At 69.6% G+C, this 26,409-nt stretch carries 20 protein-coding genes; 9 read left to right on the forward strand and 11 right to left on the reverse strand.

All coding sequences use genetic code 11. The features are described from left to right. Nucleotides 1-31: 31 nt before the first annotated feature. On the reverse strand, nt 32-310 hold the full coding sequence (locus Ssi02_RS07085) for a hypothetical protein (protein ID WP_204022391.1): 279 nt from the start codon (nt 308-310) through the stop codon (nt 32-34). A 14-nt stretch (nt 311-324) separates the two neighbouring features. Next, entirely contained in the window at nt 325-3,444 is a 3,120-nt protein-coding gene (locus tag Ssi02_RS07090; protein WP_204022393.1) for a DEAD/DEAH box helicase, read from the reverse strand. A gap of 416 nt (nt 3,445-3,860) precedes the next feature. Between Ssi02_RS07090 and Ssi02_RS07095 the strand changes: the two genes are divergently transcribed. Further along, nucleotides 3,861-5,693 (forward strand): hypothetical protein, encoded by a 1,833-nt coding sequence (locus tag Ssi02_RS07095; protein WP_204022396.1) that lies wholly within the window; start codon nt 3,861-3,863, stop codon nt 5,691-5,693. Nucleotides 5,694-5,985: 292 nt separating this feature from the next. Here Ssi02_RS07095 and Ssi02_RS07100 read toward each other — a convergent pair whose 3' ends face one another. Both Ssi02_RS07100 and Ssi02_RS07105 read right to left on the reverse strand, forming a co-directional pair. Continuing rightward, nucleotides 5,986-6,879, reverse strand: a complete 894-nt coding sequence (locus Ssi02_RS07100; protein WP_204022399.1) for a transporter substrate-binding domain-containing protein — start codon at nt 6,877-6,879, stop codon at nt 5,986-5,988. A gap of 20 nt (nt 6,880-6,899) precedes the next feature. Further along, nucleotides 6,900-7,538, reverse strand: coding sequence for a hypothetical protein (locus Ssi02_RS07105; RefSeq protein WP_204022402.1), 639 nt, complete (start codon nt 7,536-7,538; stop codon nt 6,900-6,902). A 292-nt stretch (nt 7,539-7,830) separates the two neighbouring features. On the opposite strand from Ssi02_RS07105, the gene Ssi02_RS07110 reads away from it, so the two are divergent. From Ssi02_RS07110 to treZ, 6 genes are all read left to right on the forward strand, one after another. After that, nucleotides 7,831-8,394, forward strand: coding sequence for a hypothetical protein (locus tag Ssi02_RS07110; protein ID WP_204022405.1), 564 nt, complete (start codon nt 7,831-7,833; stop codon nt 8,392-8,394). Between the two features lie 267 nt (nt 8,395-8,661). Beyond that, nucleotides 8,662-9,141 carry a hypothetical protein gene (locus Ssi02_RS07115; RefSeq protein WP_204022408.1) on the forward strand — a complete coding sequence of 160 codons (480 nt, stop codon included), beginning with the start codon at nt 8,662-8,664 and terminating at the stop codon, nt 9,139-9,141. Nucleotides 9,142-9,205: 64 nt separating this feature from the next. Beyond that, on the forward strand, nt 9,206-9,841 hold the full coding sequence (locus Ssi02_RS07120; RefSeq protein ID WP_239128662.1) for a DUF305 domain-containing protein: 636 nt from the start codon (nt 9,206-9,208) through the stop codon (nt 9,839-9,841). Between the two features lie 119 nt (nt 9,842-9,960). Continuing rightward, nucleotides 9,961-12,066 (forward strand): glycogen debranching protein GlgX, encoded by a 2,106-nt coding sequence (glgX, locus tag Ssi02_RS07125; RefSeq protein ID WP_204022411.1) that lies wholly within the window; start codon nt 9,961-9,963, stop codon nt 12,064-12,066. After that, on the forward strand, nt 12,059-14,353 hold the full coding sequence (gene treY / locus Ssi02_RS07130) for a malto-oligosyltrehalose synthase (RefSeq protein WP_239128663.1): 2,295 nt from the start codon (nt 12,059-12,061) through the stop codon (nt 14,351-14,353). Before glgX ends, treY begins: the two co-directional genes overlap by 8 nt. Continuing rightward, entirely contained in the window at nt 14,331-16,058 is a 1,728-nt protein-coding gene (gene treZ, locus Ssi02_RS07135; protein WP_204022414.1) for a malto-oligosyltrehalose trehalohydrolase, read from the forward strand. Before treY ends, treZ begins: the two co-directional genes overlap by 23 nt. Before the next feature lie 123 nt (nt 16,059-16,181). Here treZ and Ssi02_RS07140 read toward each other — a convergent pair whose 3' ends face one another. Beyond that, complete coding sequence (locus Ssi02_RS07140) at nt 16,182-16,700, reverse strand: RNA polymerase sigma factor (RefSeq protein WP_204022417.1); 519 nt, start codon at nt 16,698-16,700, stop codon at nt 16,182-16,184. A 185-nt stretch (nt 16,701-16,885) separates the two neighbouring features. After that, entirely contained in the window at nt 16,886-17,908 is a 1,023-nt protein-coding gene (locus Ssi02_RS07145; protein WP_204022419.1) for a MerR family transcriptional regulator, read from the reverse strand. Nucleotides 17,909-17,977: 69 nt separating this feature from the next. Between Ssi02_RS07145 and Ssi02_RS07150 the strand changes: the two genes are divergently transcribed. Further along, entirely contained in the window at nt 17,978-19,378 is a 1,401-nt protein-coding gene (locus Ssi02_RS07150; RefSeq protein WP_204022421.1) for a cryptochrome/photolyase family protein, read from the forward strand. Nucleotides 19,379-19,720: 342 nt separating this feature from the next. Then, nucleotides 19,721-20,509 carry an SAM-dependent methyltransferase gene (locus tag Ssi02_RS07155; RefSeq protein WP_204022423.1) on the forward strand — a complete coding sequence of 263 codons (789 nt, stop codon included), beginning with the start codon at nt 19,721-19,723 and terminating at the stop codon, nt 20,507-20,509. 90 nt (nt 20,510-20,599) lie between these two features. Here Ssi02_RS07155 and Ssi02_RS07160 read toward each other — a convergent pair whose 3' ends face one another. The 5 genes from Ssi02_RS07160 to Ssi02_RS07180 all read right to left on the reverse strand — a co-directional run bounded on the left by Ssi02_RS07160 (nt 20,600) and on the right by Ssi02_RS07180 (nt 26,400). Beyond that, nucleotides 20,600-21,277, reverse strand: coding sequence for a uracil-DNA glycosylase (locus Ssi02_RS07160; protein ID WP_204022425.1), 678 nt, complete (start codon nt 21,275-21,277; stop codon nt 20,600-20,602). A 203-nt stretch (nt 21,278-21,480) separates the two neighbouring features. Beyond that, the gene (locus tag Ssi02_RS07165) at nt 21,481-22,380 is read right to left on the reverse strand and encodes a carbohydrate ABC transporter permease (protein ID WP_204022427.1); all 900 of its coding nucleotides are present in this window, start codon (nt 22,378-22,380) and stop codon (nt 21,481-21,483) included. Then, nucleotides 22,377-23,591, reverse strand: a complete 1,215-nt coding sequence (locus Ssi02_RS07170) for a carbohydrate ABC transporter permease (protein WP_204022537.1) — start codon at nt 23,589-23,591, stop codon at nt 22,377-22,379. Before Ssi02_RS07170 ends, Ssi02_RS07165 begins: the two co-directional genes overlap by 4 nt. Nucleotides 23,592-23,725: 134 nt before the next feature. Next, nucleotides 23,726-25,048 carry an ABC transporter substrate-binding protein gene (locus Ssi02_RS07175; protein ID WP_204022429.1) on the reverse strand — a complete coding sequence of 441 codons (1,323 nt, stop codon included), beginning with the start codon at nt 25,046-25,048 and terminating at the stop codon, nt 23,726-23,728. Between the two features lie 83 nt (nt 25,049-25,131). Then, entirely contained in the window at nt 25,132-26,400 is a 1,269-nt protein-coding gene (locus Ssi02_RS07180) for an ABC transporter substrate-binding protein (protein WP_204022431.1), read from the reverse strand. Nucleotides 26,401-26,409 lie beyond the last annotated feature (9 nt).

Genomic DNA, 26,409 nt, shown 5'->3' on the forward strand with positions numbered 1-26,409 from the left:
GCCCGGCGAGCGGGCGGGCCCACCACTGGCGTCAGCGCTCCTCACTTTCCAGACCGCGATAGGCCGACCTCAGGATGTCGAGCAGCGGGATGTGGCGCACCTTGACCTCGGGGGGCTCAAGAGCGCGCAGCAGCAGGTCGGGCGGTGCGGCGGCAGGCACACCCACCCGGGCCCTGAGCCGGTTCAACGACACCGCGGGGGCGTAGAAGTCGTCGAACGGCTCAGCGGCCGGCACTTGATCCTCAGTGGGCACGGTGTCCTCGGCGGGCATGGGGTTGGTCGTGACAGCGTCGGCGGGCAAGTCGTTCACTCCCGGGTCCGGGCTCATCCGCTCACCGCCTCGGGGTCGAGGCGGAACAGCTCGCGCAGCTGCTCGGTGGACAGGTCGGTGATCCACTCCTCGCCCGTGCCGACCACCCTGTCGGCCAGCGCCTTCTTCCGCTCCACCATCTCGTCGATCCTCTCCTCCAGCGTGCCGACACAGATGAACTTCCTGACCTGCACATTCTTCGTCTGCCCGATACGGAAGGCGCGGTCGGTCGCCTGATCTTCGACGGCGGGGTTCCACCAGCGGTCCACGTGGATCACATGGCTCGCCGCGGTCAGGTTGAGCCCGGTGCCGGCGGCCTTCAAGGAGAGCAGGAAGACCATGGGCTCGGGGTCGTTCTGGAACCGCTCGATCAGCTCGTCCCGCCTGCGTTTGCTCAGCCCCCCGTGAAGCCACAGCACCGGACGGTCGAGACGCATGGCCAAGTAGGGTTGGAGCATCGTGCCGAACTCCGCATATTGCGTGAAGACCAGCACCTTCTCCCCCTCCTCCATGATCTCCTCCGCCAGCTCCTCCAGCCGGGCGAGCTTGCCCGACCGGCCCGTCAGGCGCGAGCCGTCCTTCAGCATGTGGGCGGGGTGATTGCAGATCTGCTTGAGCCTGGTCATGGCGGCCATGATGTTGCCCCGCCGTTCGATGCCCCGGCTGCCCTCGATCCGGCCCATCATCTCGTCGGCGACGGCCTTGTACAGCTCCGCCTGCTCAGGCGTGAGCGTGCACCAGACCTTCATCTCCAGCTTCTCCGGCAGGTCGGAGATGATCGACTTATCCGTCTTGAGGCGTCGCAACACGAACGGTCCGGTGGCCTGGCGCAACGCCCGCGCCGCCTCGTCGTCCCCCCGCACCTCGATCGGCACCTGGTAGCGCTCCCGGAACCGCTGCGCCGACCCGAGAAGCCCCGGATTGCAGAACTCCATGATCGACCACAGCTCCGCCAGGTGGTTCTCCACCGGCGTGCCCGTCAACGCGAGCCGCGACCGCGCCGGAATCGCGCGTACGGCGCGAGCCTGCCTGGCCGCGCTGTTCTTGATGGCCTGAGCCTCGTCGCACACCACCCGGCCCCACACCACTCCGGCCAGCATGTCGAGGTCACGCAGTGCTGTGCCGTACGTCGTGACCACCAGATCGGCCTCGCCCGCCGCGGCGTCGAACTCCGCCCCGCGCGTGCGCCCGCCCCCGTGGTGAATGTAGACGCGCAACGAAGGCGCGAACCGCCCGGCCTCCCTGTGCCAGTTGCCCACCAGCGACATCGGGCAGATGAGCAGCGTCGGTCCCGGCGGGGCGCCGCCGTCGCGCGGCACTCGCTCGTCGAGCATCAGCGCCAATGTCTGCGCGGTCTTCCCGAGTCCCATGTCGTCGGCGAGAATGCCGCCGAGCCCGAGCCCCGACAGGAAGCTCAACCACGACAGACCACGCTCCTGATAAGGCCGGAGCGAGCCCTGGAAGTCGGCGGGCGTCGGCACAGGCGTCAGACGGCGATCCGCCTGACCCGACAACAACGCCCCGAGCGGTCCCTCGGCGTCCACCCCGACGAGGGGCAGATCGACCTCGCCGCCCTCCACGACCTGCCGGATCAGCTCGCCCACCGTGGTCGAGCCGTCCCGGCCGCGCTCGACCACCCGCAGGGCGGCCTTGAGCTGCCTGTCGTCCAGCTCGACCCACTGGCCGCGCACCCGGGCCAGCGGGATCTTGAGCCTGGCCAGCTCGTCGAGCTCCTCCTCGGTGATCGTGTGATCGCCGATCGCGAGGTCCATCCGGAAATCGAGCCGCGTGTCCAACCCGAACGAGCCCTCGGCACCCCCGGCGGCACGCAGCCGCAGGCCGAGCCCCTGCCGTCCGGCCCAGGCGGGCAGCCGCACCCCATAACCCGCCGCCCGCAGCAGCGGCGCCGCGTTCCGCAGGAAACGAAACGCCCACGCGGTCTCCACCATCAGGCTCGTCGGCCGCGGCGCGCGGAGGGCCGTATGCAGATCGGGCCAGAGGCGTACGGCACGGCGCAGCCCGGCCTCGAGCTCCGCCTCCGGGCGCTCGGGCGACCACGCCTCCCGCTCACCCGCCCAGATCCGCTCCGCCGGCATCAGCAGCTCGGAGTCCTCCGCCGACTGAAGCGCGAACTCCACCCGCCACACGTCGTCGTCGACCGGCTCGACCAGGTGGAAGTGCACCCGCCAGGGGCCGTCCAGTTCGTGGGCCGCCTCCAGCCACTTGCGCAGCGCACCGTCGAGCCGCTCCGCGTCCTTGGGCTTGGCCTGCGGGAGCTCCGCGTCGTCCCCGGTGAGCGCCAGCAACCACCTGTCGGGGAGCGGCGCCTTGAGTCCGGGCCGCTGCCCCACGAGCAGCCGCTCAGGCAACCTCCGCCGCACCGCCGCGTCGACCAGCCCGCCGAGAACCTCGCGCAGGGTGTCGCTCGCGTCGATGGCCGGCTGTGTCCTGTGACCGGCGTCCGTGGTCGTCTGCTGCTCTTCGTGCTCTTTGCCGGTGGCTTCGCCGTTCGTGTTCGCGGCTCGGCACACCGGGGGCATGGCGGCGGCCAGTTCGGCGAACGCGGTGGCGTCCGCTCCGGTCAGCACCGGCACCCAGCGGGCGGCGTGGCCGGTTCCCTCTGCCACGAGTTGAGGCAGCACCCGGCCGCGGCGGGCCAGACTCCGCGCCGCGTCGGCCACCACCGCGAGATAGCGGAGCGAGGCGGCCGGCTTGAACGGGGGCGCTTCGCTTTCCTCACCCGCCCCCCAGACCAGGGCGAGCAGGTCGAGTGCCTGGTCAGGGGCCATCAGGACAGCGGGGACCGTATAGGCGGCGAGCCGCCGCCCGTGCGGCGGGGCGGGCAGCCCCGACTCGGGAGAAGGAAGCGGGCCACCCCGGGCGGAGCCCGGCAGCACCACGGGCAGCTCGGCGGCCGGCGTCTCGGCAGTGGTGGGCTCGGCGGTGGCGGGTCGCTCCGCTCGCTCGGTCCGGAGGAGATCGTCGAGCGTCGTGCGGAGGGTGAGCGGGTCGGCGGCGAAGGGGTGGGGCTGGGGGGATGAATCGAGCGGCGGTGCGGCGGGGGCTGTGCGGGCGGTGTCCTCAGCCCAGATGACTAGTTTCCCGGCCGTCCAGCCGCCATGAAGCAAGAGCACGCAAATACCCCCGAATGTCGCCGAATTCCCTTGGCCTGAATTGCCGCCCATGCAAGGTACCCGCTCCCGCTGACGGGTGACACTGAATGGTTCTATGCCGAACAAATGACCACTGAACGGTCATACAAGGTCACCCCCCGTCCCGAATCACCTGGGAAAACGGCCCCGGCGCCCAGCCGTCGAACCACTCCCAGCCGACAGTCGGGCCGGGCGCGGTGCGCCCGGCCGCCAGGTCGTCAGGGAACGGAATGCCTGTCTGCTGGGATGCTCAACCAGGTGGGGTGGGCGGCTATTCCCGGACCAGTCGGACGTCTTTCTGGCATCCAGCGCGGCGTTGACGTGGGGAACCGTACGATGTGGCCTCACGCTATGCGGGCACTCGGTTACCGATCGTGGTTGATGTGAAGGGGCGTTCCGTGGGGCGATCCATTCGACATGACCGGGCGTTGGCCCGGCCCTATCGCGACCTTGTGTGGCTGGCCTATCTCGCGTTGCCGGTCGGCGGCGGGGGGCAGGGGGAGCGGCGGCTTGTCTTCGCGCATCGGCTGGTGGCGCGGGTCGTCGGCAGGCGGCCTTGGGCCGGGGCCGATGTCTATCCTCGGCTCAGGCGTGAGGTGCTGCGCCGTGCGCTGAGCCGGCGGGTGTTGCCGACGCCGGCCTGGTCCACCTCTGTCGATGTCGTTCCGGCGGTGACTCGGGGCACCGACGTCGCCTTCACCGAGGCGCTCGACAGGCTGCCCGCGTCGGCCCGCGCGGCTTACGGGCTGCTCAGGCTGGAAGGGCTCTCGCCGTCCGCCGTGCGAGGGGTGCTCGCCTCCGCCGGGGTCGGTGATCCGGGGGCGGCGCTCGCCGCCGTCGCCGCTCTGGAGACGGACTTCGGGCCCGACTGCGCCGTCGCCCACCGGCCGTCCACCGATCCCACGATCGCCCGCGTCTACGGGCGCGTCTCCTCCTGCCGTGCCCCCCGGCTGCTGATCGCGGGGGTCGTGCTCGCGTCGCTCGCCGCGGCGGCGACGGTGCCGCTCTGGTGGGGGCTGTCCGGTGAGCGCGGCGCGGCGCACGGCGACGGGGGCGGCGGGCCCGCCGTCTCCGGGCCCGTGATCGCGCGTGCGCCGAGTGGCGCCTGGCGCACGACCACCGACCTCGACCTGACCGCGTGGGAGCCGCGAGGCGGGCTGACCGACGACAACGCCCTGATCGGGCGGGCGCTCGCCGCCTGGCTCGCACCTGAGCGTGTGCCGGCGCGGGTGTTCCACCGGGTGTCGGCCCGCCCTCCCGCGGCCGACCCCCAGTTGCTTTACGCCGGGCTGCTCCACGGGGTGCGCGTCGTGCTGTTGCGCGACCCCGGGCGGGTCGCCCGATACGCCGAGGAGGCCTCCGGCCCCACCCTGCAGGTGTTCCCCGAACCCCGGGGCGAGGGCGACGGGGCGACCCCGCTCAAGCTCCTCACCTCGCGCTCGGGAGCGCACTACCTCCTGCCGCCCTGGGTCGCCGAGGTCTCCGCCGCGCCGCTCGACACCGCCCCCGCCCGGTGGCGGCCCGTCGCCGTGAGGGCCGGGGTGACCGCCCCCATCCCCGCCGAGCGCCGGCGGCGCTGCTGGCGAGGGCCCGTCCTGCGCCTTCGCGCTCCGGAGGTCGGCGCGGGCCTGCCGTACACCGTGATGGACATGGGCCGCCTGACGCTCGCTCGCCTCGCCTACGCGCAGGCCGTGTCGGCGGGCGGCGACGGCGTCGCCCGCGACGTCGGCGAGATCCCGGCGGGCACCGCCGCCTGGACCCACCTCGGGTGCGCCTTCACCCGCCCCGGCGGCGAGGTGCGGTCGGCCACCGCGTGGGAGTTCTGGGCCGGCAGGCTCCCCGAGGGGGCCCACGGCAGGTGGCTCTGCGCCCGCTTCGCCGGTGTCAACGGGCACAGCATCACCCGCGCGGTGCTGCTCGTGACCTCCCAAGGGCACACCAGTCCCCTCCCGACCGGCCGCCGCCGCGACACCTGGGATTGCAGTCACCTAAGACGCGACATCGCCGCCGGCACGTGGTGGAAAGGCCCCTCCGGCCGCTGGCACTACCTCGCCGCCGCGGCCGGCAGCGTCACCCGCCTCCGCCTCTCCCCACCCGGCGCCCCCGAACGCACGGCTCCCGGCGGCTTCGCCGCGATCCAGGGTCCGGTGGGCGGTGATACTCCCGTCCGCGATGTGCCTGTCGGTGCGGAGACTGAGTCGGGGGACGCGGTGCCGGTTTATCAGCGGTGAGCCGGGGTCGGGGGGTTGTTTGCGGTGGAGGATGGGTTTTCGCTGGTGAAGAGGGATTCGGGTGCCGCCGAGCGCACGGCTTTCGGCGGCTTCGCGGCGATTCGGGGTCCGGTGGGCGGTGATATTCCCGTCCGCGATGTGTCTGTCGGTGCGGAGACCGCGTCGGGGGACGCGGTGCCGGTTTATCAGCGGTGAGGTTGTCTGTTGCCGGGGGCGCAGTGGGTGGTGGGTGTCCTTCTTCTGGTCGCGGTCGTCCCGGCCCCTCGAGGCGGGGGCTTCCGGTTCGGTTGGGTCAGGGGCCCTTCGGGGGGTTGTCTGCGTCGGAGGAGGGGTTTTCGCAGGTGAAGAGGGATTCTGGCTTGGGTTTGAAGGCGTTGGAGGGGATGCCGGGGAAGTTCTGCCGGAAGAAGGTTTCCCAGGAGCCGCTGCGAATGAAGTCTCTGATTTTGCCGGTGAGGGTTTGGCAGTCGGTGAAGCTGTTGTTCGGCAGGCCGATGCCGTAATACTCGAAATGGCCGAAGGAAAGGTCGTCGACGACCTGCACCTTCTTGTCCTGGGCCGCGCTTCCGTAGAGGATCAGCTGGTCGGCCGAGACGGCGTCGACGGATTTTTTCTTCAGGTTGTCGATGCACTGGGTGATGCCGTCCTCCACGGAGACGTGGAGGTTTCGCAGGTCCAGTTCCTGCAGGGAGGTCGAGCCGCCCATTGTGCAGATCGTCTTGCCCTCCAGGTCCGCGATGCTTTTGATCTCCTTGTTGTCCGCGAGGGTCATCACCCCCTTCTTGTTCACCAGGTAGGGGCCGGCGAAGTCGATGCTTTCCCTGCGGTCGTCGGTGATGGAGAAGCTGGCGAGGACCGCCTGGGTCAAATGCGGCTCCTCGGTGAGGGCCGACATGCGTTCCCCGATCGTCAGATCCACGAAACGGGTCTCGAACCCGAGTTCCGCGGCGAGCCAGTTGGCGAGGCCGAGATCGAAACCGTCGCGTTTGTTGCCCCCGACCTCCAGATACCCCATGCCGGGCTGGTCGGTCAGCACGCCGATGGTGACCCGGTTTCCTTTCGTGAACGCGGCGGTCGCGGCCTTCTTGCCGGGCGGTGAGGCGGGGGTGGACGGCGTCGTGCACGCGGAGAGGAGGAGCAGGGCCGCGGCGAGGAGGCTGACGTGGCGGCGGACTTTGGCTGGCACAGTTATATCCCTCAACATCCCTAGTTGTAGAGCACGGCTTCCGACACGGTGAGGCTGACGACGCAGGCGGGGTCGGGCTGGTGGAGGACCAGCGAGATCACCGCCTCGCGTGTCGTGTCCCCGAGCCGTAGCCGGACTTCCTGGCCGGAGGCGACGTTCTCGATCGCGAGAGGGCGTTTCGCCTGTCCGTCGAGGATGGGGAGGAAGTCCATGCGCGCGGGGTCGACGCATGCTCCGGTGGGGGACGTGTTTCTGATGTCCACCGTGAGCGCCAGATAGTCACGTGTCGTGGGTGACATGGGGATCGCGATGCTCGCCTGGGTGCCGCCTCTCATCTCGCCTCCGTTCTCCACGGCGACGGCTCCGAGAGTGATGTCGGGTTTGTGGATGCCGAACCAGTAAGTCGTGGCCAAGCCGATCGCCAGAGCCACGGTGACGATCGACGCCCACAGGCGGGGGCGTCGTCTGCGCATGACAGGTGGGGCGGACAAGTCCGCCGGTGGCACGTGATGCCGGAACAGGCCGAAGAGGCCGACCATCAAGCCGCCGAAGCCGGTGAAGATCCCGATGGGGAGCGCCAGGATGTTGGCGATCTCCGCGCCCTTGGCACCCAAGGTGACGAGCTGGTAGGTGAGGAACAGGGTGCCGATGAAGATCAACAGCAGGAACCACGTCAGGATCAGCCACCATCTGACGCGACTTAGGGGTGACCCTAATTCCGGATTATGGGGTGTGTCGTTATGTGGTTTGGGGTGTGCCGGCACGTTGTCCGGTCCGGCCTGTCGTCTGTTGCTGGCCACGGCTTAAAACTATCCACAAAACTATGGCTATGCCCAGAAGGGGGATAAAGCCACGTCTGCGCTGACCTGCGGGGAACCGCACTCTTAACATATTCGTTGCAAGTGATCGGTACGTGGTTGGGAGCCGGCTGTATAAGCGACTAGGAGTCCGATGGCACTACCCTCCGCCCCTCAGAGAGTCGACGACAGGCAAAGGTCGCCCGGTCGGGAACGGAGCGGGGGACGCCTCTCCTCCCGCACCATCACGATCGGCGCGGTCGCGACTCTGTCGGCAATGGTGCTGAGCTCGTGCGCGACCGATGTTCACTGGCGTAATGCCGAGCCCGACGACGCTCCGGTCTGGCAGGACGTCCCTTCCCCCTATGTCGAGGAAGACGACGGGGATGAGGACTTCGGCGAGGACGAGGGTGACGATGTAGTTGCGCACTGTGTGCGGCGATTACGGGTGAAAATGGGCACGTATCGTGTGGTAGCAGATAAGCATTGCGACAGGGCCGGAAAGCACACCGCCTTCATGTGGTACTACGGCGGCAAGATGGTGAAGGGATTGGTCTCCAAGGGGAAGATTAAACGGCCGCCCAAGGATGTGTGGGTGTCCACGCGCAGTGGTGACGAGATTAGCCGCACCGGACGAATTATTCGGGGCGGTTTCGGCTTTTCGGACGACGATGAAGACTTCGACGAGGGAAGCGGCAGGAGCGGCGCCGGCTCCTAGACCCTGGGGTGGGACGCCCGCTCGCAAGCCAGTGTGGTCGCCGATAAGGGCGGGGGGACTTCTGCTCAAAGGGTGCCACTCCGGACGAGGTTCCTGAGCACCGAATCGGGGCGGGGCGGGGGGTGACAAGAGGCCTTCGGCCGTGGTCCGGGGGGCCGAGGATCTGGCGCGGAACCGTTCCCGCAGGGGTACGCTGCATTACCTGGCATGGGTATCCGGGGGAAAGGCGAGATGGGCGGCCACGTGAGTGCGATGGTCAGGCATGGCATGGCCGTGTTGCTGACCCTCGTCGTGGCGCTCGGCGTGGCGGCGATGCACACCCTGGGACACGTGTCCATGCAGGGATGCGGCCCCGCCCACGCCTCGGCGCCTCCCGGCGGTCACGGATCGAGTGCGGCGGGGGCGACCTCGCCGGATCCCCCGCAGGGCCCGGCGAAGGCCGGGCCGGCCGCCCTCCACGGCTCCAGTGCATCCGTCCCCGAGCCGGTCACCGCGGCCGGCTCCGGGCCGCCGAACCCGCACGTGTTCGCCCGCGGCGGCGGAGCGCCGGGCCACCTCGACCCCACCGCCGTCTGCCTGGCCGTCCTGACCGGCCTCGTGGCCTTGCTGGCCGCCTTCGTGCTGCTCGGGTGGCGGCAGGCCCCGGCAAGGCCGTACGGCGCCGCCCAGGTGTCCTGGGTCGCCGCCCGGGGGCCGCCGCTCGCGGGGCGTCCACTGCTGGCTCGCCTTTCGGTTCTCCGTATTTAGGTCGATCTGCACCCCGCAGATCCCTTCAAGCACGGCAGAAACCACCATGAAAGGCACTACACGCATGTCCGCGTTTTTCTCGATGTCCAAGTTCCGGATACTGGCCGTGGCCGCGGCGGCTTCCGCCGTACTCGCCGGATGTGCCGGCGGGGGAGGGGACACCTCGGCCGGATCCGGGGACCACTCGGGCGGGCACGGCGCCACAGCGTCCTCGTCCGCGCCGGCGACGGCGGCCGGCACGGCGCCCGCCGCGGCGTTCAACGACGCCGATGTGATGTTCGCCCAGATGATGATCCCGCACCACCGGCAGGCCATCGAGATGTCCGAACTGGCGGAGACCCGAGCCGCCGACGCCGAGATCAAGAAGCTGGCCGCGGAGATCAAGGCGGCGCAGGGCCCGGAGATCGCCACCTTGACCGGGTGGCTGAAGGACTGGGGCAAGGGCCCCATGCCCGAGGGGCACACGATGGACGGCATGATGACCGGCGACGAGATGGCCGACCTCGGGAAGGCCAAGGGGGCGAAGTTCGACAAGATGTTCGCCGAGCTCATGATCCGCCACCATGAGGGCGCGATCACGATGGCGCGGACGGAGGTCGAGCAGGGGGCGTTCGCCGAGGCCAAGGCCATGGCGAAGACCATCGTCGACACTCAGCAGGCCGAGATCGACACGATGCGCGAACTGCTGAAGAAGCTCTAGACCCGGCGGTGCCGGGGCCACGCGGCGGCTTCGCCGTACGGCCCCGGCACTGAGTCCGTCCGGGGAGGCATGTCCTTCGTCAGAGTGGGCATTCCCTTCACCGTCTGAGGGGCGGTGAGATGACCGAGATATGGCCGGGTGACCCCTATCCACTGGGGGCCACCTATGACGGGGCGGGCACCAATTTCGCGCTGTTCTCCGAGGCTGCGCAGATGGTCGAACTCTGCCTGTTCGACGATGACGACGCCGAGACCAGGGTGGCCTTCAGCGAATGTGACGGATATATCTGGCATGGCTACCTTCCGGGGGTCGGCCCCGGCCAGAGGTACGGCTATCGCGTGCACGGCCCCTACGACCCCGCCCACGGCCTGCGCTGCAACCCGTCCAAGCTGCTGCTCGACCCCTACGCCAAGGCCGTCGAGGGCGACGTGCGCTGGAACGAGGCGGTGTACGGCTATCGCTTCGGCACGCCGGAGGTCCGCAACGACGCCGACTCCGCGGCCTACGTGCCCCGCGCGGTGGTGATCAACCCGTTCTTCGGCTGGGGGCACGACAGGCCGCCGAGCACGCCCTACCACGACACCGTGATCTACGAGGCCCACGTGCGCGGCCTGACGATCGCCCACCCCAAGATCCCCGAGCGCATCCGCGGCACCTACGCGGCTCTCGGCCACCCGGAGATCATCGACCACCTCACCGGGCTCGGGGTCACCGCGATCGAGCTGATGCCTGTGCACCAGTTCGTCACCGATCACCTGCTTGAGGAGAGGGGACTGACCAACTACTGGGGTTACAACACCATCGGCTTCTTCGCCCCGCACAACGCCTACTCCTCCACGGGGCAGCGCGGCGGGCAGGTGCTGGAGTTCAAGGCGATGGTGCGCGCCCTGCACGAGGCCGGCATCGAGGTGATTTTGGATGTGGTCTACAACCACACCGCGGAGGGCAACCACATGGGGCCCACCCTCAGCATGCGCGGCATCGACAACCCCAGCTACTATCGCCTCGTCGACGGCGACCGGCGCTATTACCTGGACACCACGGGCACCGGCAACAGCCTGTTCATGCGGTCGCCGCAGGTGCTGCAGCTCATCATGGACTCGTTGCGCTACTGGGTCACCGAGATGCACGTCGACGGCTTCCGCTTCGACCTGGCCGCCACCCTGGCCAGGGAGCTGCACGAGGTGGACCGCCTGTCGGCCTTCTTCGACCTCGTCCAGCAGGACCCCGTGCTCAGCCAGGTCAAACTCATCGCCGAACCCTGGGACGTGGGCCCGGGCGGCTACCAGGTGGGCAACTTCCCCGCCCGCTGGACCGAGTGGAACGGGCTATACCGCGACGTCATCCGCGACCTGTGGCGGGGCCAGCCGGCCGCGCTGCCGGAGTTCGGGTCGCGGCTCACCGGCTCCAGCGACCTCTACCAGGACGACAGCCGCCGCCCCGCCGCCTCGATCAACTTCGTGACCTGCCACGACGGCTTCACGTTGCAGGACCTCGTGTCGTACGACCACAAGCACAACGAGGCCAACGGCGAGGACAACAGGGACGGCACCGACGACAACCGCTCGTGGAACTGCGGGGTGGAGGGACCCGCGGGCGGGGCCGTCGAGGTGCTGCGCGACCGGCAGAAGCGCAACATGCTGACGACCCTCTTCCTCTCCCAGGGCGTGCCGATGATCCTCCACGGCGACGAGCTCGGCCGCACCCAGCACGGCAACAACAACGCCTACTGCCAGGACAACGAGATCAGCTGGGTCGACTGGAGCGACGCGCGGGAGAGCTGGCTGCTGCTCGACTTCACCAAACGGCTGGCGAAGCTCCGCCGCGACCACCCGGTGTTCCGCCGCCGCCGCTTCTTCTACGGCCGTCCGGTACGGGGATCCCACGATGAGCTGAGTGACATCGCATGGTTGACCCCGGCCGGTGAGGAGATGACGGACGCCGACTGGAACGTCGGCCATGCCCGTTCGCTGGCGGTGTTCCTGAACGGGGACGCCATCACCGAGCCCGACCGCAGGGGGAGACACATCAGCGACGACTCGTTTCTGCTGCTGTTCAACGCGCACCACGAGACCATCACGTTCACCATCCCCAAGGACTACGGGGTCATGTGGTCGACCGAGGTCGACACCGCCGCGCCGATCATCGTGGAGACACGGCTCTGCCAGGCGGGCGAGGGTGTGCCGGTAGCCGGCCGTTCGGTGAGGGTGTTGCGCCGTGTCTGAGGAAACCGTGTCCGAGGCAGCCGTCCCGGACGGGAGCGAAAGCAGTGAAGGCCGCGCGGCCCGGGCGCCGAGGGCGACCTACCGGGTCCAGCTCACCCCGGACTTCGGGTTCGCCGAGGTGGCCGCCCTGGGCGACTACCTCGCCGGCCTCGGCGTCAGCCACGTCTACCTGTCGCCGATCCTGCAGGCGGTCCCCGCCTCCCGGCACGGCTACGACGTGACCGACCACTCCCGCATACGCGCCGAGTTCGGCGGGGCCGGCGGCTTCCGTGCCATGGCGCGGCACCTCGCCGATCGCGGCATCGGGATCGTGGCCGACCTCGTGCCCAACCACATGACGGTCGCCCCGCCCGAGTCGGCCAACGCCGCGTTCTGGTCGGTGCTGAAGGACGGGGAGGCTTCGCCGTACTCGCACTGGTTCGACGTCGAATACCGCGACGGCAAGATCGACCTGCCGGTGCTCTCGGACACCAACGAGCCCCATGTCGACGGTGACGTGCTGCGCTACGGCGACCACGTGTTCCCACTGCCCGCCGACCACTATCGGCTGGTGCGGTTCACCGACCCGCCGGGATATCGCAGGTTCTTCGATGTCTCGTCCCTGATCGGGCTGCGCGCCGAGGACGAGCGGGTCTTCGAGGCCACCCACGCCGTCATGCTGGACCTCGTGGCCGAGGGGCTGGTGCACGGGCTGCGGGTGGACCATCCGGACGGGCTGACCGACCCGCGCGGTTACTTCGAGCGGCTGCGCCGCCGCTCCGGCGGGGTGTGGACGGTCGCGGAGAAGATCCTCATCGGCGACGAGCGGCTGCCCGCCGACTGGCCGTGCGACGGCACGACCGGCTATGACGCGCTCAACCGCGTGTTGCGCCTCTTCGTCGACCCGGCGGGCGAGAAACCGCTCACCGACCTGTTCGTACGGCGGACGCACGCCTCGGCCGACTACCCCACGATCGTGGCCGACTCCAAGCGGCAGGTGATCGCCGAGTTCCTGCGCGGCGAGACCGACCGGCTGACCGGCGCGCTCGCCCGCGCCCTAGGCGCCGATCCCGCCCGGCTGCGCGGGGCCGTGGTGGAGCTGCTCGTCGCCATGCCGGTCTACCGGGCTTATGCGGTGCCGGGCGAGCCGGTGCCGGCTCACTCGCGCGAGATCGTGGAGGAGGCCGCGCGGGTCGCCGCCGAGCGGGCCGACCCGGAGACGGTAGCGGCGGTGGCCGGCCAGGTGCTGGACGGCCCGGCCGAGGTGGTGGTGCGTTTCCAGCAGACCTGCGGGCCGGTGATGGCCAAGGGGGTGGAGGACACCGCGCTTTACCGCTACTACCCGTTGAGCTGCCTCAACGAGGTCGGCGGCGAGCCGGGGGAGTTCTGCCTGGAGGTGGAGGAGTTCCACCGGTTCTGCCAGTCGATGACGCCGACCTCGATGACGACGTTGTCGACGCACGACACCAAACGGTCGGAGGACGTGCGGGCGCGCCTCGCCGTGCTCTCGGAGATGCCGCACGAGTGGGCGGAGGCCGTCGCCGGCTGGGCCGAGCGGGTCTGGTGCGACCCCGCACTCGACTACCTGGCCTGGCAGAACCTCATGGCGGCCTGGCCCATCAGCGTGGAGAGGTTCACCGACTATCTGCTCAAGGCGGCTCGCGAGGCCAAGACCTCCATCTCGTGGGCCACCCCGGACGCGCGCTACGAGCGGTCCCTGCGCGACTTCGCGGCGCGGGCCATCGGTGAGTGCGGGCCCTCGGTGGCGGCGTTCGCCACCCGCGTCGACCGATACGCTCAGATCAACTCGCTCGGCCAGAAGGTCGTGCAGCTCCTCATGCCCGGTGTGCCCGACGTCTACCAGGGCAGCGAGTTCACCGACTTCTCCCTGGTCGATCCGGACAACCGGCGGCCGGTCGACTTCACCGCCCGCGCCGTCGCCATGGCCGCCGGGCCCGACCTCATCACGTGGGACGGCGCCAAGCTGCAGGTCACCGTAAGCGCACTCGCGGCACGGCGGCGGCTCGCCGCGGGCGCGGCGCACACGCCCCTGCGCGCCGAGGGTGAGGCCGCCGAGCACGCCGTCGCCTTCGCCCGCGGCGGCGACGTGGTGGCGGTGGCGACCCGCCTCCCGGTGCGGCTGGCCAACCGGGGCGGCTGGGGCGCCACGACGCTGACGCTGCCGCCGGGAGACTGGCGTGACCTCCTCACCGGCCAGGCCCACACCGGCCGGATCCCCATGGCTCATCTGCTCGCCCGTTGTCCCGTCGCGGTCCTGGAGAGAGATGTTCGAAGTATGGGCGCCTGATGCGGCGTCGGTCGAGGTCGAGGTCGGTGGGGCGCGGCACCCCATGGTGGCGGGGCCGAGGGGGTGGTGGAGGGCCGAGGTGCCGGGCGCGGGGCACGGCACTGACTACGCGTTCCGGATCGACGGCGGCCCACCGCTGCCCGATCCGCGCACGCGGCGCCAGCCGTACGGCATCTTCGGGCCCAGCCGCGTCTACGACCACGGCAGGTTCACCTGGAGCGATCACGACTGGCGGGGACGCGACCTGCGCGGAGCGGTGATCTACGAGCTGCACATCGGCACCTTCACCCCCGAGGGCACCTTCGCGGCGGCGGTCACCAAACTCGACCACCTGGTGCGCCTCGGGGTGGACCTGGTGGAGATCATGCCGGTGCCGCCGGTGCCGGGGCGGCGCAACTGGGGGTACGACGGTGTCGACCTGTGGGCCGTCAACGAGGAGTACGGCGGGCCCGACGGCCTCAAGATCTTCGCCGACGCCTGCCACAACGCGGGGCTTGGGGTCCTGCTGGACGTCGTCTACAACCACCTGGGGCCCTCGGGGAACTTCCTCGCGGAGTTCGGCCCCTACTTCCACGAGTCCGCCGCGTCCTTCTGGGGCCGCGCCGTCAACCTCGACGGGCCGTGGTCGGACGAGGTGCGCGCCTATTTCATCGGCAACGCGACGCAGTGGCTGCGCGACTATCACCTCGACGGCCTGCGTCTCGACGCCGTGCACGCGCTGGTGGACAAGCGGGCCACCCACTTCCTGGAGGAGCTGGCCACCGAGGTCGACACCCTGTCAGGCGCCCTCGGCAGGCCGTTGACGCTGATCGCCGAATCCGATCTGAACGACCCCCGGCTCGTCACCTCCCGCGAGGCCGGCGGATATGGGCTGACCGCGCAGTGGAACGACGACGTGCACCATGCGCTGCACGCCGCCGTGACCGGGGAAGACCACGGCTACTACGGCGACTTCGGGTCGCTCGCGGCCCTCGCCAAGACCCTGACCTCGGCCTTTCTGCACGACGGGACCTACTCGTCCTTCCGCGGGCGAAGGCACGGCCGTCCGGTGGACCGGACACGCGTGCCCGGCCACAGGTTCGTCTGCTGCGTGCAGAACCACGACCAGATCGGCAACCGCGCCGAAGGCGATCGCATGGACCACGAGTCGCTGAAGCTCGCCGCCGGGCTGCTGCTGACCTCACCGTTCACTCCCATGTTGTACATGGGGGAGGAATGGGCGGCGACGGCACCCTTTCTGTTCTTCACCGACCACGTCGAGGAGCATCTGCGGGAGGGGGAGGCCGATCGGCGGCGGCGGGAATTCGTCGGCTTCGGCTACGACGACTGGGCGGAGAAGGCGCCCGATCCGTCGGCGGAGAGCACCTTCCTGCGGTCCAAACTCGACTGGCGCGAGATCGACTATGAGCTCCACCGGGCGCATCTGAACTGGTATCGCGACCTGATCGCCACGCGCAAGGCATTCCCCGAGCTCTTCGACCCGCGGCTGGACCGGGTCGCCGTGGACTTCGACGAGGATGAGCGCTGGCTGGTCATGCGGCGCGGCACCCTGCGGGTCGCGGCCAACCTCGGCGAGGAGCCGCGCGACGTGCCGATGCCGCCGGGCCAGGTGCTGCTCGCCTCCGACGAGGACACGCGAGTGCGGCCGGGCGGGGTGCGTCTGCCGGGGCGCAGCCTCGCGGTGCTGCGCCTGCTCGATCCCTGAGGGCGGGGGGAGTACGGCACAGCCCGGGTGGGCCTTGTACTGGGGTCCTCCCGGCGGCCTGAGGGCGCGCTGAGGCGTGGACGCCGCCGGAGGGGCATGTCACCACGCGGCGGGCCCGGCGTCTCATGCGGCGGGTCTCAGCAGGGTGGACAGGCGGCGCAGGCCGCGGGCGGTGCGGGCCTTGATCGTGCCCAGCGGCACGTCGAGCCGCTCGGCGATCTCACGCTGGGTCAGCTCGCCGTAATAGGCCAGCTCGATGGCCTCGCGCTGCGGCTCGGGCAGCGTGGCGAGGGCGCGGCGCACCTCGTCGCGGTCGGCGATGCCGTCGCCCTCGGCGAGGCCTTCGCGGCCCGGGGGATCGGCCATGACGTCCAGCGGGACGGTCGGCAGGGTGCGCACCCGCAGGTGGTCGATGGCGCGGTTGTGCGCGATGCCGATCAGCCAGGCGGGCAGGCTGCGCGCGGGGTCGAATCTGTGCCGCGAGCGCCACACCTCGGAGAAGACGACCTGCAGGACGTCGTCGATGTCGCGGGGCGGGACGAGCCGGCGCAGATAGGTGCGGAGCAGCGGGCCGTGCGTGCGATAGCACTCGCCGAGCGCGTCGTCGTCGCCGGCTGCCAGGCGGGTTTCCAGCGTTTCCATCGGGAGCCTCCCTCGTGCTGTGGAGAGAACCGTTCAACGGCGGGTGCCGGCACGGCCGGCGCCGACCGGTCTTCACCGATTGTGATGCCGACGCTACCCACCGTGCGAGGAAACCTATTCAAAACCTATTCATACGCGGTCGAGGGGGTGGCCCGCAAGCCGGTTCGGTCATGAGAAGCGCCAGGTCAAGCGATGAATGTGGTAACAAGCGCGATGGCCGTGCGCAGTGAAGCCACCTTCATCACCCCCGCGGGCATCGGTCCGCGCCAGCCCGGCCCGCCCGCGACGACGCGGCCACCCGGCAGGAGGCCGGGGAGGGAGGCCAGGCGGGAGGCGTCACCGGTCGACTCCAGTTGCGACCAGACGAACACCACGGCCGGCCTCAGGGTGTTGATCGACTCCGACAGGGCCGGGCACGGGGTGCGGGCGCCCAGAATCCTGGTCTCCAGGTGATATTCGGAGGTCAGCGCGGCGGCCAGGGCGTAGATCGGGAGGCTGTGCTGCTCGTCCTCCGCGCAGGCGAGCAGGATCACGCCGGGGTGCGCCGGGCGTCTCGGCCGCCCGCTCCTCGTGGCCAGCAGCGTCGCCACCCGTTCTGAGAACATGTGTTCGACGCCGATGCACCCGCCGGTGTCGGCCTGCATGCCGCCGATGGCGGCCAGCACGGGGAGCACGAGGTTCTCCCAGGTCCACGACACTCCGCGCAGGTCCGCCGCCACGGTGAGGGCGTCGGTCACGGCGGGGGTGTCCAGCGCCGCGGCGGCCCGGGTGATCTCCTCGGCCGACGGCACCGCCATCGGTCCCTCCTGCCTTGGGGGAATGCGCGCGGGCTGCTCCTGCACCTCGCGGCGCGCCGCCTGTGCCGCGGGAGCGGCGCCGCTCCTGCCAGGGACCGTGCGCCCGTGCTCGCGCAGCATCGCCTCGGCCGCCTCCTGCGGCGGCACGCCGCTCTTGACCAGCCGCACGATGTCCTCTAGCAGCCGGATGTCGGCCGGGCTGAAACGGCGGTGCCCCCCGGTGGTGCGCCTGCTGGAGGAGACGCGATAGCGGTTGTCCCAGTTGCGGAGCGTGAACTCGCTCACGCCGACTCGCCGGGCCGCGGCGCCGATGCCGTAACCCGGCGGGTCCTCGGGATCGGGAGGACGGCGCCCCGCGGCCGCCGGAGCGAAGGCCCGCGGAGCGCCGGCCTCCCGAGTGCGCTCGTTCATGGATCCACCGCGTGCAAGCCTGCCACCCCCATGGGGAGGAGCGAGATCCTCCCCCGCATTCTTTTTCGCATGGCGATCGCCGCCGGATGCAACCGTTCCCCGCCCGCCGCCGAAGACGTGGGTGTGGACACGGTGATTGTGCTGTTCAACAGGGATCTGCGGGTGCACGACCACCCCGCGCTCGCCGCCGCCTGCCAGGAGGCTCGCCGGGTGGTGCCCTTCTTCGTCGTGGAGCCCGGGTTGCCGTCCGGCCGCCGGGGCGGTTTCCTGCTGGACTGCCTCACCGATCTGCGCGCCTCCCTGCGCCGGCTGGGCGGCGACCTGATCGTGCGGCAGGGCGAGGTCGTGGCCGAGACGGTCAGGCTGGCCGGCGAGTTGTCCGCCGACGCGGTGTGGGCCAGCGCCGACGTCAGCGAATATGCCCGCAGCCGGGAAAAACGGCTGGCCGCCGAGTGCAAGCGCATCCACACGGAGTTCCGCACCTTTCCCGGGGTGACCGTGGTGCCGCCGGGCGAGCTCACCCCGAACGGCGGCGGCGACCACTATCGAGTCTTCACGCCTTACTGGCGGGTGTGGAGTTCCACCCGGCGCCGCCCCCTGCTGCCTGCGCCCGCCCGGGTGGTGACCGTGCCGGGGCTCGAGCCAGGACGCATCCCCAGCAGCTTTCCCGGCATGCGGATCCGCCCGGTCGACGGTTCGCAGGCCTCACTCAACGGTCACGGCGGTTCGCGCGGTGTGCCGGCTGGCGGTGAAACCGCGGCCAGGGAGCGCCTGGAGACCTGGTTGCGCCTCTGCGTCGCGGACTACGACGACGGCCACGACGACATGGCGGGTGACCGCACCTCCAAGCTCAGCGCCTATCTGCGTTTCGGCTGCGTCTCACCGCTGGAGGTCGTGACGAGGGCCGAGGCCGAGGCGGGCGGGGAGCCCTTCGTCAGGCAGCTCTGCTGGCGCGACTTCTACCACCAGGTGACCTTCGCCTTTCCGCAGATCAACCGGGTTGACTACCGGCCGCGCAAGGAGGAGTGGCGGGAGGACAAGGACGCGCTCGACGCCTGGCGGGAGGGGCAGACCGGCATCCCCATCGTGGACGCGGGCATGCGCCAGCTTAAGAGCGAGGGGTGGATGCACAACCGGGCGCGCATGATCGTCGCCTCCTACCTCGTCAGGCACCTCAGGCTCGACTGGCGGGCGGGGGTGGAGCACTTCTTCGACTACCTGCTGGACGGCGACATCGCCAACAACTCCGGCAACTGGCAGTGGGTGGCCGGCACCGGCAACGACACCCGCCCCAACCGGGTGCTCAACCCCATCCGGCAGGCCAAGAGGTTCGATCCGGAGGGGGACTACGTGCGCCGATATGTGCCGGAGCTTTCGCACCTGCCGGACAGGGCGGTGCACGAGCCGTGGAAGTTGCCCTCGCCGATCAAGAACTATCCCAAGCCGCTGACCACCCCGCCCGCGGCCTGACCACAGCCGGCTCGGCCGCGCGTCCCCGTCGCTCATCGAGTGGCCGGCGGGCGCAGTGCCATCCCCAGGCTCTCAGCGGGGGCCGAGACCGATGGCGGTCAAGGTCCTGCCGGGCGGTGCCGGGGGCTTGTGCCGTACTTCCGTCCGCCCTGACGGGCTGACCTGCGGTTTCATGTGGCCTGTGCGCTCCCGCATTCGTGCGGATGGCCCGGGGCCGCCTCCCGCTTTTGGCAGGACTACTGGGGACTTTGTTTACCTCTGTTCCTCGTCAAGGCTTATGGGAAACAGCGACGTCGGAGGCCTACTGCGGGGTACGATCTCGCCCATCGGGGAGGAGAGCCAGTGAGCGAGCTCGGCCCACGGGGGATCGACGTCCACACACCCAACGTCGCACGGGTCTACGACTACATGCTGGGTGGCAAGGACAACTTCGCCGCCGACCGCGAGGCGGCGGCGCAGATACTCAAAGTGTTCCCGGAGTCGCGCGAAGGCGTCCGGATGAACCGCATGTTCCTCGGCAACGCGGTGCACCACCTGGTCGCCGAGGCGGGCATCCGGCAGTTCGTCGACATCGGCGCGGGGCTGCCTACTCAGAGCAACGTGCACGAGGTGGCGCGCGGCATCGCGCCGGAGGCCCGCACGGTCTACGTCGACTACGACCGGGTGGTCTGCACCCACGGCCGTGCCCTGCTGGCCGGCTCGCCGACCGTCGCGATGGTCGAGGCCGACCTGCGCGAGATCGGCGACCTCAAGGCCAAGGTGCTCAAGACGGGCCTCATCAATCCCGACGAACCCATGGCCGTGCTGCTCGTGGCCATTCTCCACTTCCTGCCCGACCCCTACGCGGCGGTCGCGGCCCTGCGCGAGTGGATGCCCCCCGGCAGTTTCCTCGTCGTCAGCCACATGACGCGTTCGGAGGAGCGAGGGCACGACACCGACGCCGTCGCAGGGGTCTACTCGCGTGCCAGCGCCGGGCTCTATCCGCGCACCCTGGCGGAGGTCCAGCGGTTCTTCGGCGACTTCGAGCCGCTCGACCCCGGCGAGTTCATCGGCGAGGACGCCTTGGCGAGTTTCGCCCCCCTCGGCTGGGGCGGGGTGGCCCGCAAGGGACATCCCGGGGAGACGGCATAGCGGGCACCACACAGAGGCCCCCGGTTGATACGGGGGCCGGCGGTGTTGACAGGGTCGAGGCCATCGCCCATGGCTCAGGCGCGGGGGAGGTTAAGGAAGGGCCCAGTCGACCGGGCTGCCGCCCTGCGTGAGCAGGAGTTCGTTGGCCCGGCTGAAGGGCCGTGAGCCGAAGAAGCCATAGCGCGCGGACAGCGGGCTCGGGTGGGCCGACTCCACGCACGGGACCGATCCCAGCATCGGCTTGAGGGAACGCGCGTCCTTCCCCCACAGGACGGCGACGAGCGGCTTGCCGCGGTCGACGAGAGCGTGGATGGCCTGCTCGGTGACCTCTTCCCAGCCCTTGCCCCGGTGGGAGGCGGGCTTGCCGGGCATGACGGTGAGCACGCGGTTGAGCAGCAGCACGCCCTGCTCGGTCCACGGGGTCAGGTCGCCGTTGCTCGGCTTGGGCACGCCCATGTCGGCCATGAGCTCTTGGTAGATGTTGCGGAGGCTACCCGGCAGCGGGCTGACGTCGGCGGCGACGGAGAAGCTCATGCCGATCGGGTGACCGGGGGTGGGATAGGGGTCCTGGCCCACGATCAGCACTTTGACGTCGTCGAAGGGCTGGTTGAACGCGCGCAGGACGTTGGGCCCCGACGGGAGATATTGCCTTCCCTCGGCCACCTCCTTCCGGAGGAAGTCCCCTAGCTCGGCGATGCGCTCGGCGACGGGCGCGAGAGCCTGCGCCCATCCTGGTTCGACTACTTCGTTCAACGGACGACCCGACATGGTCGTTAACTTTAGCCATGTTTGCTGGGTACGGTTGCCTGGTTCGAAGTTCCGAATCCCCCTATTTGGCGCACCCGATCCAAGATCGGGAGAAGCGCGACCTCTAGGGCGACCTGCGGTGCGAGAGCGGATTCGAGGCCGGCCGGCAGAGGGGAATGGGACTCCCCGGGGCCCGCCCCGCGAGGGCCCCGGGGAAAGCCTGTTCACTTGACGGAGCCGGCCATCATGCCTTGTACGAAGTAGCGCTGGAATGCGAAGAAAAGCACCAATGGGATGATTAGTGAGAGGAACGCGCCTGGCGCGAGGATGTCGACGTTGGACTCGAACTGCCGCATCTGTGACTGAAGCGCCTTGGTCATCGGCTGGTTCTCCGTGTTGGCGAACACCAGGGCGACCAGCAGGTCGTTCCACACCCAGAGGAACTGGAAGATGCCGAGCGAGGCCACGGCGGGCTTCGCCAGCGGGAAGACCACCGTCCGGAAGATCTTCCACTCGCCGGCGCCGTCCATCCGCGCAGCCTCCAGCAGCTCCCTCGGGATGCCCGCGAAGAAGTTGCGCAGCAGGAAGATGGCGAACGGCAGGCCGAAGGCGACGTGGAAGAGCACCACGGCCGGGATGGAGCCGAAGATGCCGAGCGTGCCGTACAACCCGGCGATGGGGATGAGCGCGATCTGGATCGGCACCACCAGCAGACCGACCACCACGAGGAACAGGGCGTCCCTGCCGCGGAACTCCATCCACGCGAAGGCGTAGGCGGCCATCGCGGCGATGCCGATGACGAGCACCGTCGAGGGCACCGTGATGAGGATCGTGTTCCAGAAGGAGGCGGTGAAGCCGGTCGCCAGCAGGTCGGCGTAGTTGTCGAGGACGATCTGGCCGGGCTCGGTGAGGAGTGTCCACCACCCGGAGGAGGTGTTGGCGGTCTGGTCGCGCAGGGAGACGGCGAACAGGCCGAGGGTGGGCACCAGCCAGAACAGGCCGATGAGGATCAGCACGACCTGCAGGAGGCCGCTGCCCAGCCGGTCTACGACGCGGGCGAGCGGCCCGCGCCGGATCGCCCCGCTGCGATCGCCGGCGGGGCGTTCGATGGTCGGCGTCTTCACGACTGATCCCTCCTGAACCGCCGGATGTTGAGGATCATGAACGGCAGCACCAGCACGAGCAGGAAGATGGCCAGAGCGCTGCCGAGTCCGTGGTCTCCGGCGCCGCCGAACGACACCCGCCACATCTCCAGCGCGACCACGTTGGCCTGAGGTTGCACCGACCCGGGGGCGATGACGAAGACCAGGTCGAAGACCTTGAGCGTGTTAATGATCATTGTGACGAACACGACCAGCAGGACGGGCGAGAGCAGCGGGATGGTGATCCGGCGGAACACCTGCCACTCGGTCGCCCCGTCGATGCGGGCGGCCTCCAGCGCGTCGCGCGGGATGGCGGCGAGCCCCGCGGCGATGAGCACCATGGCGAACCCCGCCCACACCCAGATGAACGCCCCGATGATGGCCGGGGTGATCAGGGCGGGGCCGAGCCAGGCCAGGCCGTTGAAGGGCGCGGCGAAGTTGTCCTGCGGCAGCCGTACGACATGTTCCCCCGTCAGCCCGGGGAAAGAGAAGGTGCCGTCCGCCGCTGTGGTGGTCGTCGCCGCGACCGTGCCGTTGCGCAAAGCCTCCACGGTGACGCCGGGGAGGCCCTTCTCCCCGGCGTCCACCGCGTCGGCCGCCCCGCCTCCACCGGGTGTGAAGTCGAGCCACACCGTGCCATGGATCCCCGGTGTCCCCTGACCGGGGGTCTTGGCGGCGGCGGAGGCGGGAAGCGCGTCCGGGCGCAGTCCTACGAGTGGCAAGAGAACGGTCTGCCCCGGCGAGACCGGTTGTCGTGTCACCACGGCGCCCTGCGAGAGGACCACGGGCGTGCGCTCGTTCTCACGAGGGCGCGCACCGGGGAAGCCGCCACCCGAGGCGAAGACATCGCGCACGGAGGTGAGGACGGCGTTCGCGACCCCCCGGTCGGGGTCCTGCTCGTATACGAACCTGAAGATGACACCCGAGGCCATGAGCGACACGGCCATCGGCATGAACACCACCAGTTTGAAGGCGGTCGCCCATCGGATCCGCTCGGTGAGCACCGCGAATATCAATCCGACGACCGTCACCAGCGCAGGGGCGACGGCCACCCAGATCAGGTTGTTCCTGATCGTGGTGAGCATGCCGGAGTCAGTGAATATGGCGACGTAGTTATCCACTCCGACGAAGGTGGTCCCCGTCGTGTCGAAGAGGCTGCGGAAGATCGAGTAGACGATCGGATATATCACCATCGCCCCGAGCAGGATCAGCGCGGGGAGTAAGAACCAGAGCGCCAGTCTGGGGGAGGGACCAAGGCGCACCGGGCGCGCGGCGGGCGGGCTGCCCGCCGCGGCACCGGTTGTCGTGCTGTCGGCCGACTGCCCCGTCACTTCCACGCCTTCACGGCCTCGGCCTCGAGCTTGCGCTGGATGCCCTTGACGTCGGCGGGGTTGCGCAGGAAGTCCTGCAGGAGCTTCCACTCACCCTTGGCCTCGGTGCCGCCGAAGGCGCTGGGCGCGAGGTCCGACATGTCATAACGTACGGCTTCGCCGGCCGAGATGATCGTCTGAGCGAGTTGCCGGGTGAGGTCGTCGGGGTAGGTGGTCGCGGCGACGTTGCGGTTCGGCGACAGGTAGCCGGGCAGCTTCGCCCAGACCTCGCCGCCCTCCTTGGAGGCCAGGAACTCAAGCAGCGCCATCGCGCCCTTGCCGTCCTTCAGCGCCACCGCGGTGTCGCCGCCGAGGATCACCGGGTCGGTGTCCCCGGCCTTGGGGAACGGGAAGACCTTGGCCTCCTCGCCGACCTTCGCCCCGGCCTCCAGCGCGGAGGCGGCCACGAAGTCGGCCTCGATGACCATGGCGGCCTTGTCCTGGCCGTACACCTGGGTCACGCAGGTCGGGAAGTCGGTGCCGAGCGCGCCCGAGTTGCCGCCGAGCATGAGGTCCTTCTTCCCGGCGATCTGCGCGATCTTCTCCAGGGCGGTGGTGACCGTGGCGTCGGTCCAGGGGATCTCGTGCTTGGACAACTTGTCGTAGTTCTCCGGCCCCGCCGTGGACAGGTAGATGTTCTCGAACAGGTCGGTCAGCGTCCAGCCGGAGGCCCCGCAGAGCGCGAAGGGCGGGGTGCCGGAGTCGGCGATGGTCTGGGCGGCGGTGATCAGCTCGTCCCAGGTCTTGGGCGGCTGCACACCGGCGTCCTCGAAGGCCGCGCCGCGATACCAGATCAGCGACTTGTGCGCCGCCTTCACCAGCACGCCGTAAGGCGTTCCGCCGGCCGAGCCCAGTTCCTTCCAGTACGGCGTGTAGTTCTGGTCCACCTGCGCCAGCACCTCGGCGCTGAGCGGCTTCAGCGCCTTCTGGTCGGCGTACTGCTGCACCAGGCCGGGCTGCGGCAGGATCGCGATGTCCGGCGGGCTGCCGCCCTGGATGCGGGGGCCGAGGTAGGCTCCCGTGTCCTCGCCGGTGGAGGCGTAGGTCACCTCGGCGCCGGTCTTCGCCTCGAAGGCGTCGAGCACTTTCTGGAAGTTGTCCGCCTCCTGCCCCGTCCACTTGGCCGCGACCTCGATCTTGACCCCTGTCAGCGGCTTCGCGGCGGCCGACGGACTGGCGCTCCCTCCGCCGGACGCGGGGGGTTGCTGCGTACCTCCGCCGCAGGCGGTGGCGGCGAGGGTGAGTCCGGTGGCGACGGCGAGGACCTTATATGTGCGCATGACTGCTATGCCTCCCTGAGGGCTGGTCACTGAGTGGGCGGGTGACGGTGAGGAGGGCGAGAAGAGCCGATCGGGATGTCGCGTTATCGATGACGCGTGATCTCGCTGAGCCCGGCTTTCAGAGAGGCGACTACGTCGCTGCTCGGTTCGGCGAAGGGCGGAGTGAGGGCACGCGAGACCGCGTTGGCTATCACCAGGCTGACCTGGTTGTAGTCGACGCTGGCCGGCCTCGGCGTGGCCGAGAGCAGGCTCTGCTTCAAGACGGGGAGGTAGGGGAAACGTTTGATGAGGTCGGGTGCGTCATAGAGTTCGGCCCAGACCGGGGGGAAGGACCCCTCGGTGAGCACTCTGCGCTGGTTGTCCAGGCCGGTGAAATACCGGATGAACTCCAGCGCGGACTTCTGCCGTTTCGAATATGCGCTGATGCCGAGGTTGACACCGCCGAGCGAACTCGATCCGGGGCCGTCGAGGCCGGGCAGCCGGGTCACCGCGAACTTCCCGGCGACCGGCGACAACGTGGCCGGACCATATCCGTGCAGCCAGTTGCGGGCGAACGCGAGCCGCCCCTCCTGGAAGGCGAGCCGCGATTCCTCCTCCTTGTAGGAGAGGGATTCCTGCGGGATCCACCCCTCGCGCAGACCGCGCACGAGGAAGTCGAGGCCCGCGACGGCCCGATCGGCGTTCATGGTGACTCGCGTGCCGTCCGGGCTGAGGATCTGCCCGCCAGCGGAGTGTACGGCTTCCGCGAAGTTGACCGTGAGCCCCTCATAGGCAAGGAACTGTCCGGCATAGCCCCCGATGTCATACTTCGCACTGAGTTTGGTCGCCTGCTTCCGCAGCTCAGCCCACGTTTTGGGGGGAGAGAGTCCTTCTTTCTCCAGCAGGTCCTTCCGGTAGTACAACAGGCCGGCATTGCTCGTGTACGGCACAGCCCACAGCCTGTCCCGGTAGACGGCGGTGTCCACGACAGTCGGCAGGAACCTGTTGAGCGGAAAGAGCTCCCGCTCCAGGGGGATGATCCAGCCGGCGTCGGCGAACTCAGCCGTCCACACCACGTCCAGACCGATGACGTCGTATTCGTCGCTTCGCGCCTGGAGGTTCGCCACCACCTGCGCCCGCTGCTCGTCCGCCGCCTCGGGCAACTCGATCAGGGTGACCCGCTCGGCGGGATGTTCGCGGTTCCACGCGTCGAGCAGGGGCTGAAGGTAACCGGTGGTGTCGCGTCCCGTCGCGAACGTGAACGGGCCGACGCCGCCGGCGTCGCTCAGCTCGGGTAAGTCCTCCTCGTCCGGCGCGGTGCAGGAGGCGAGCAGCAGGATCACCGCTGTCACCACTACCGCGAGGCGAGGCATGGAATCCTC

Origin of the sequence: Sinosporangium siamense (genome assembly GCF_016863435.1) — a bacterium.
GTDB lineage: Bacteria > Actinomycetota > Actinomycetes > Streptosporangiales > Streptosporangiaceae > Sinosporangium > Sinosporangium siamense.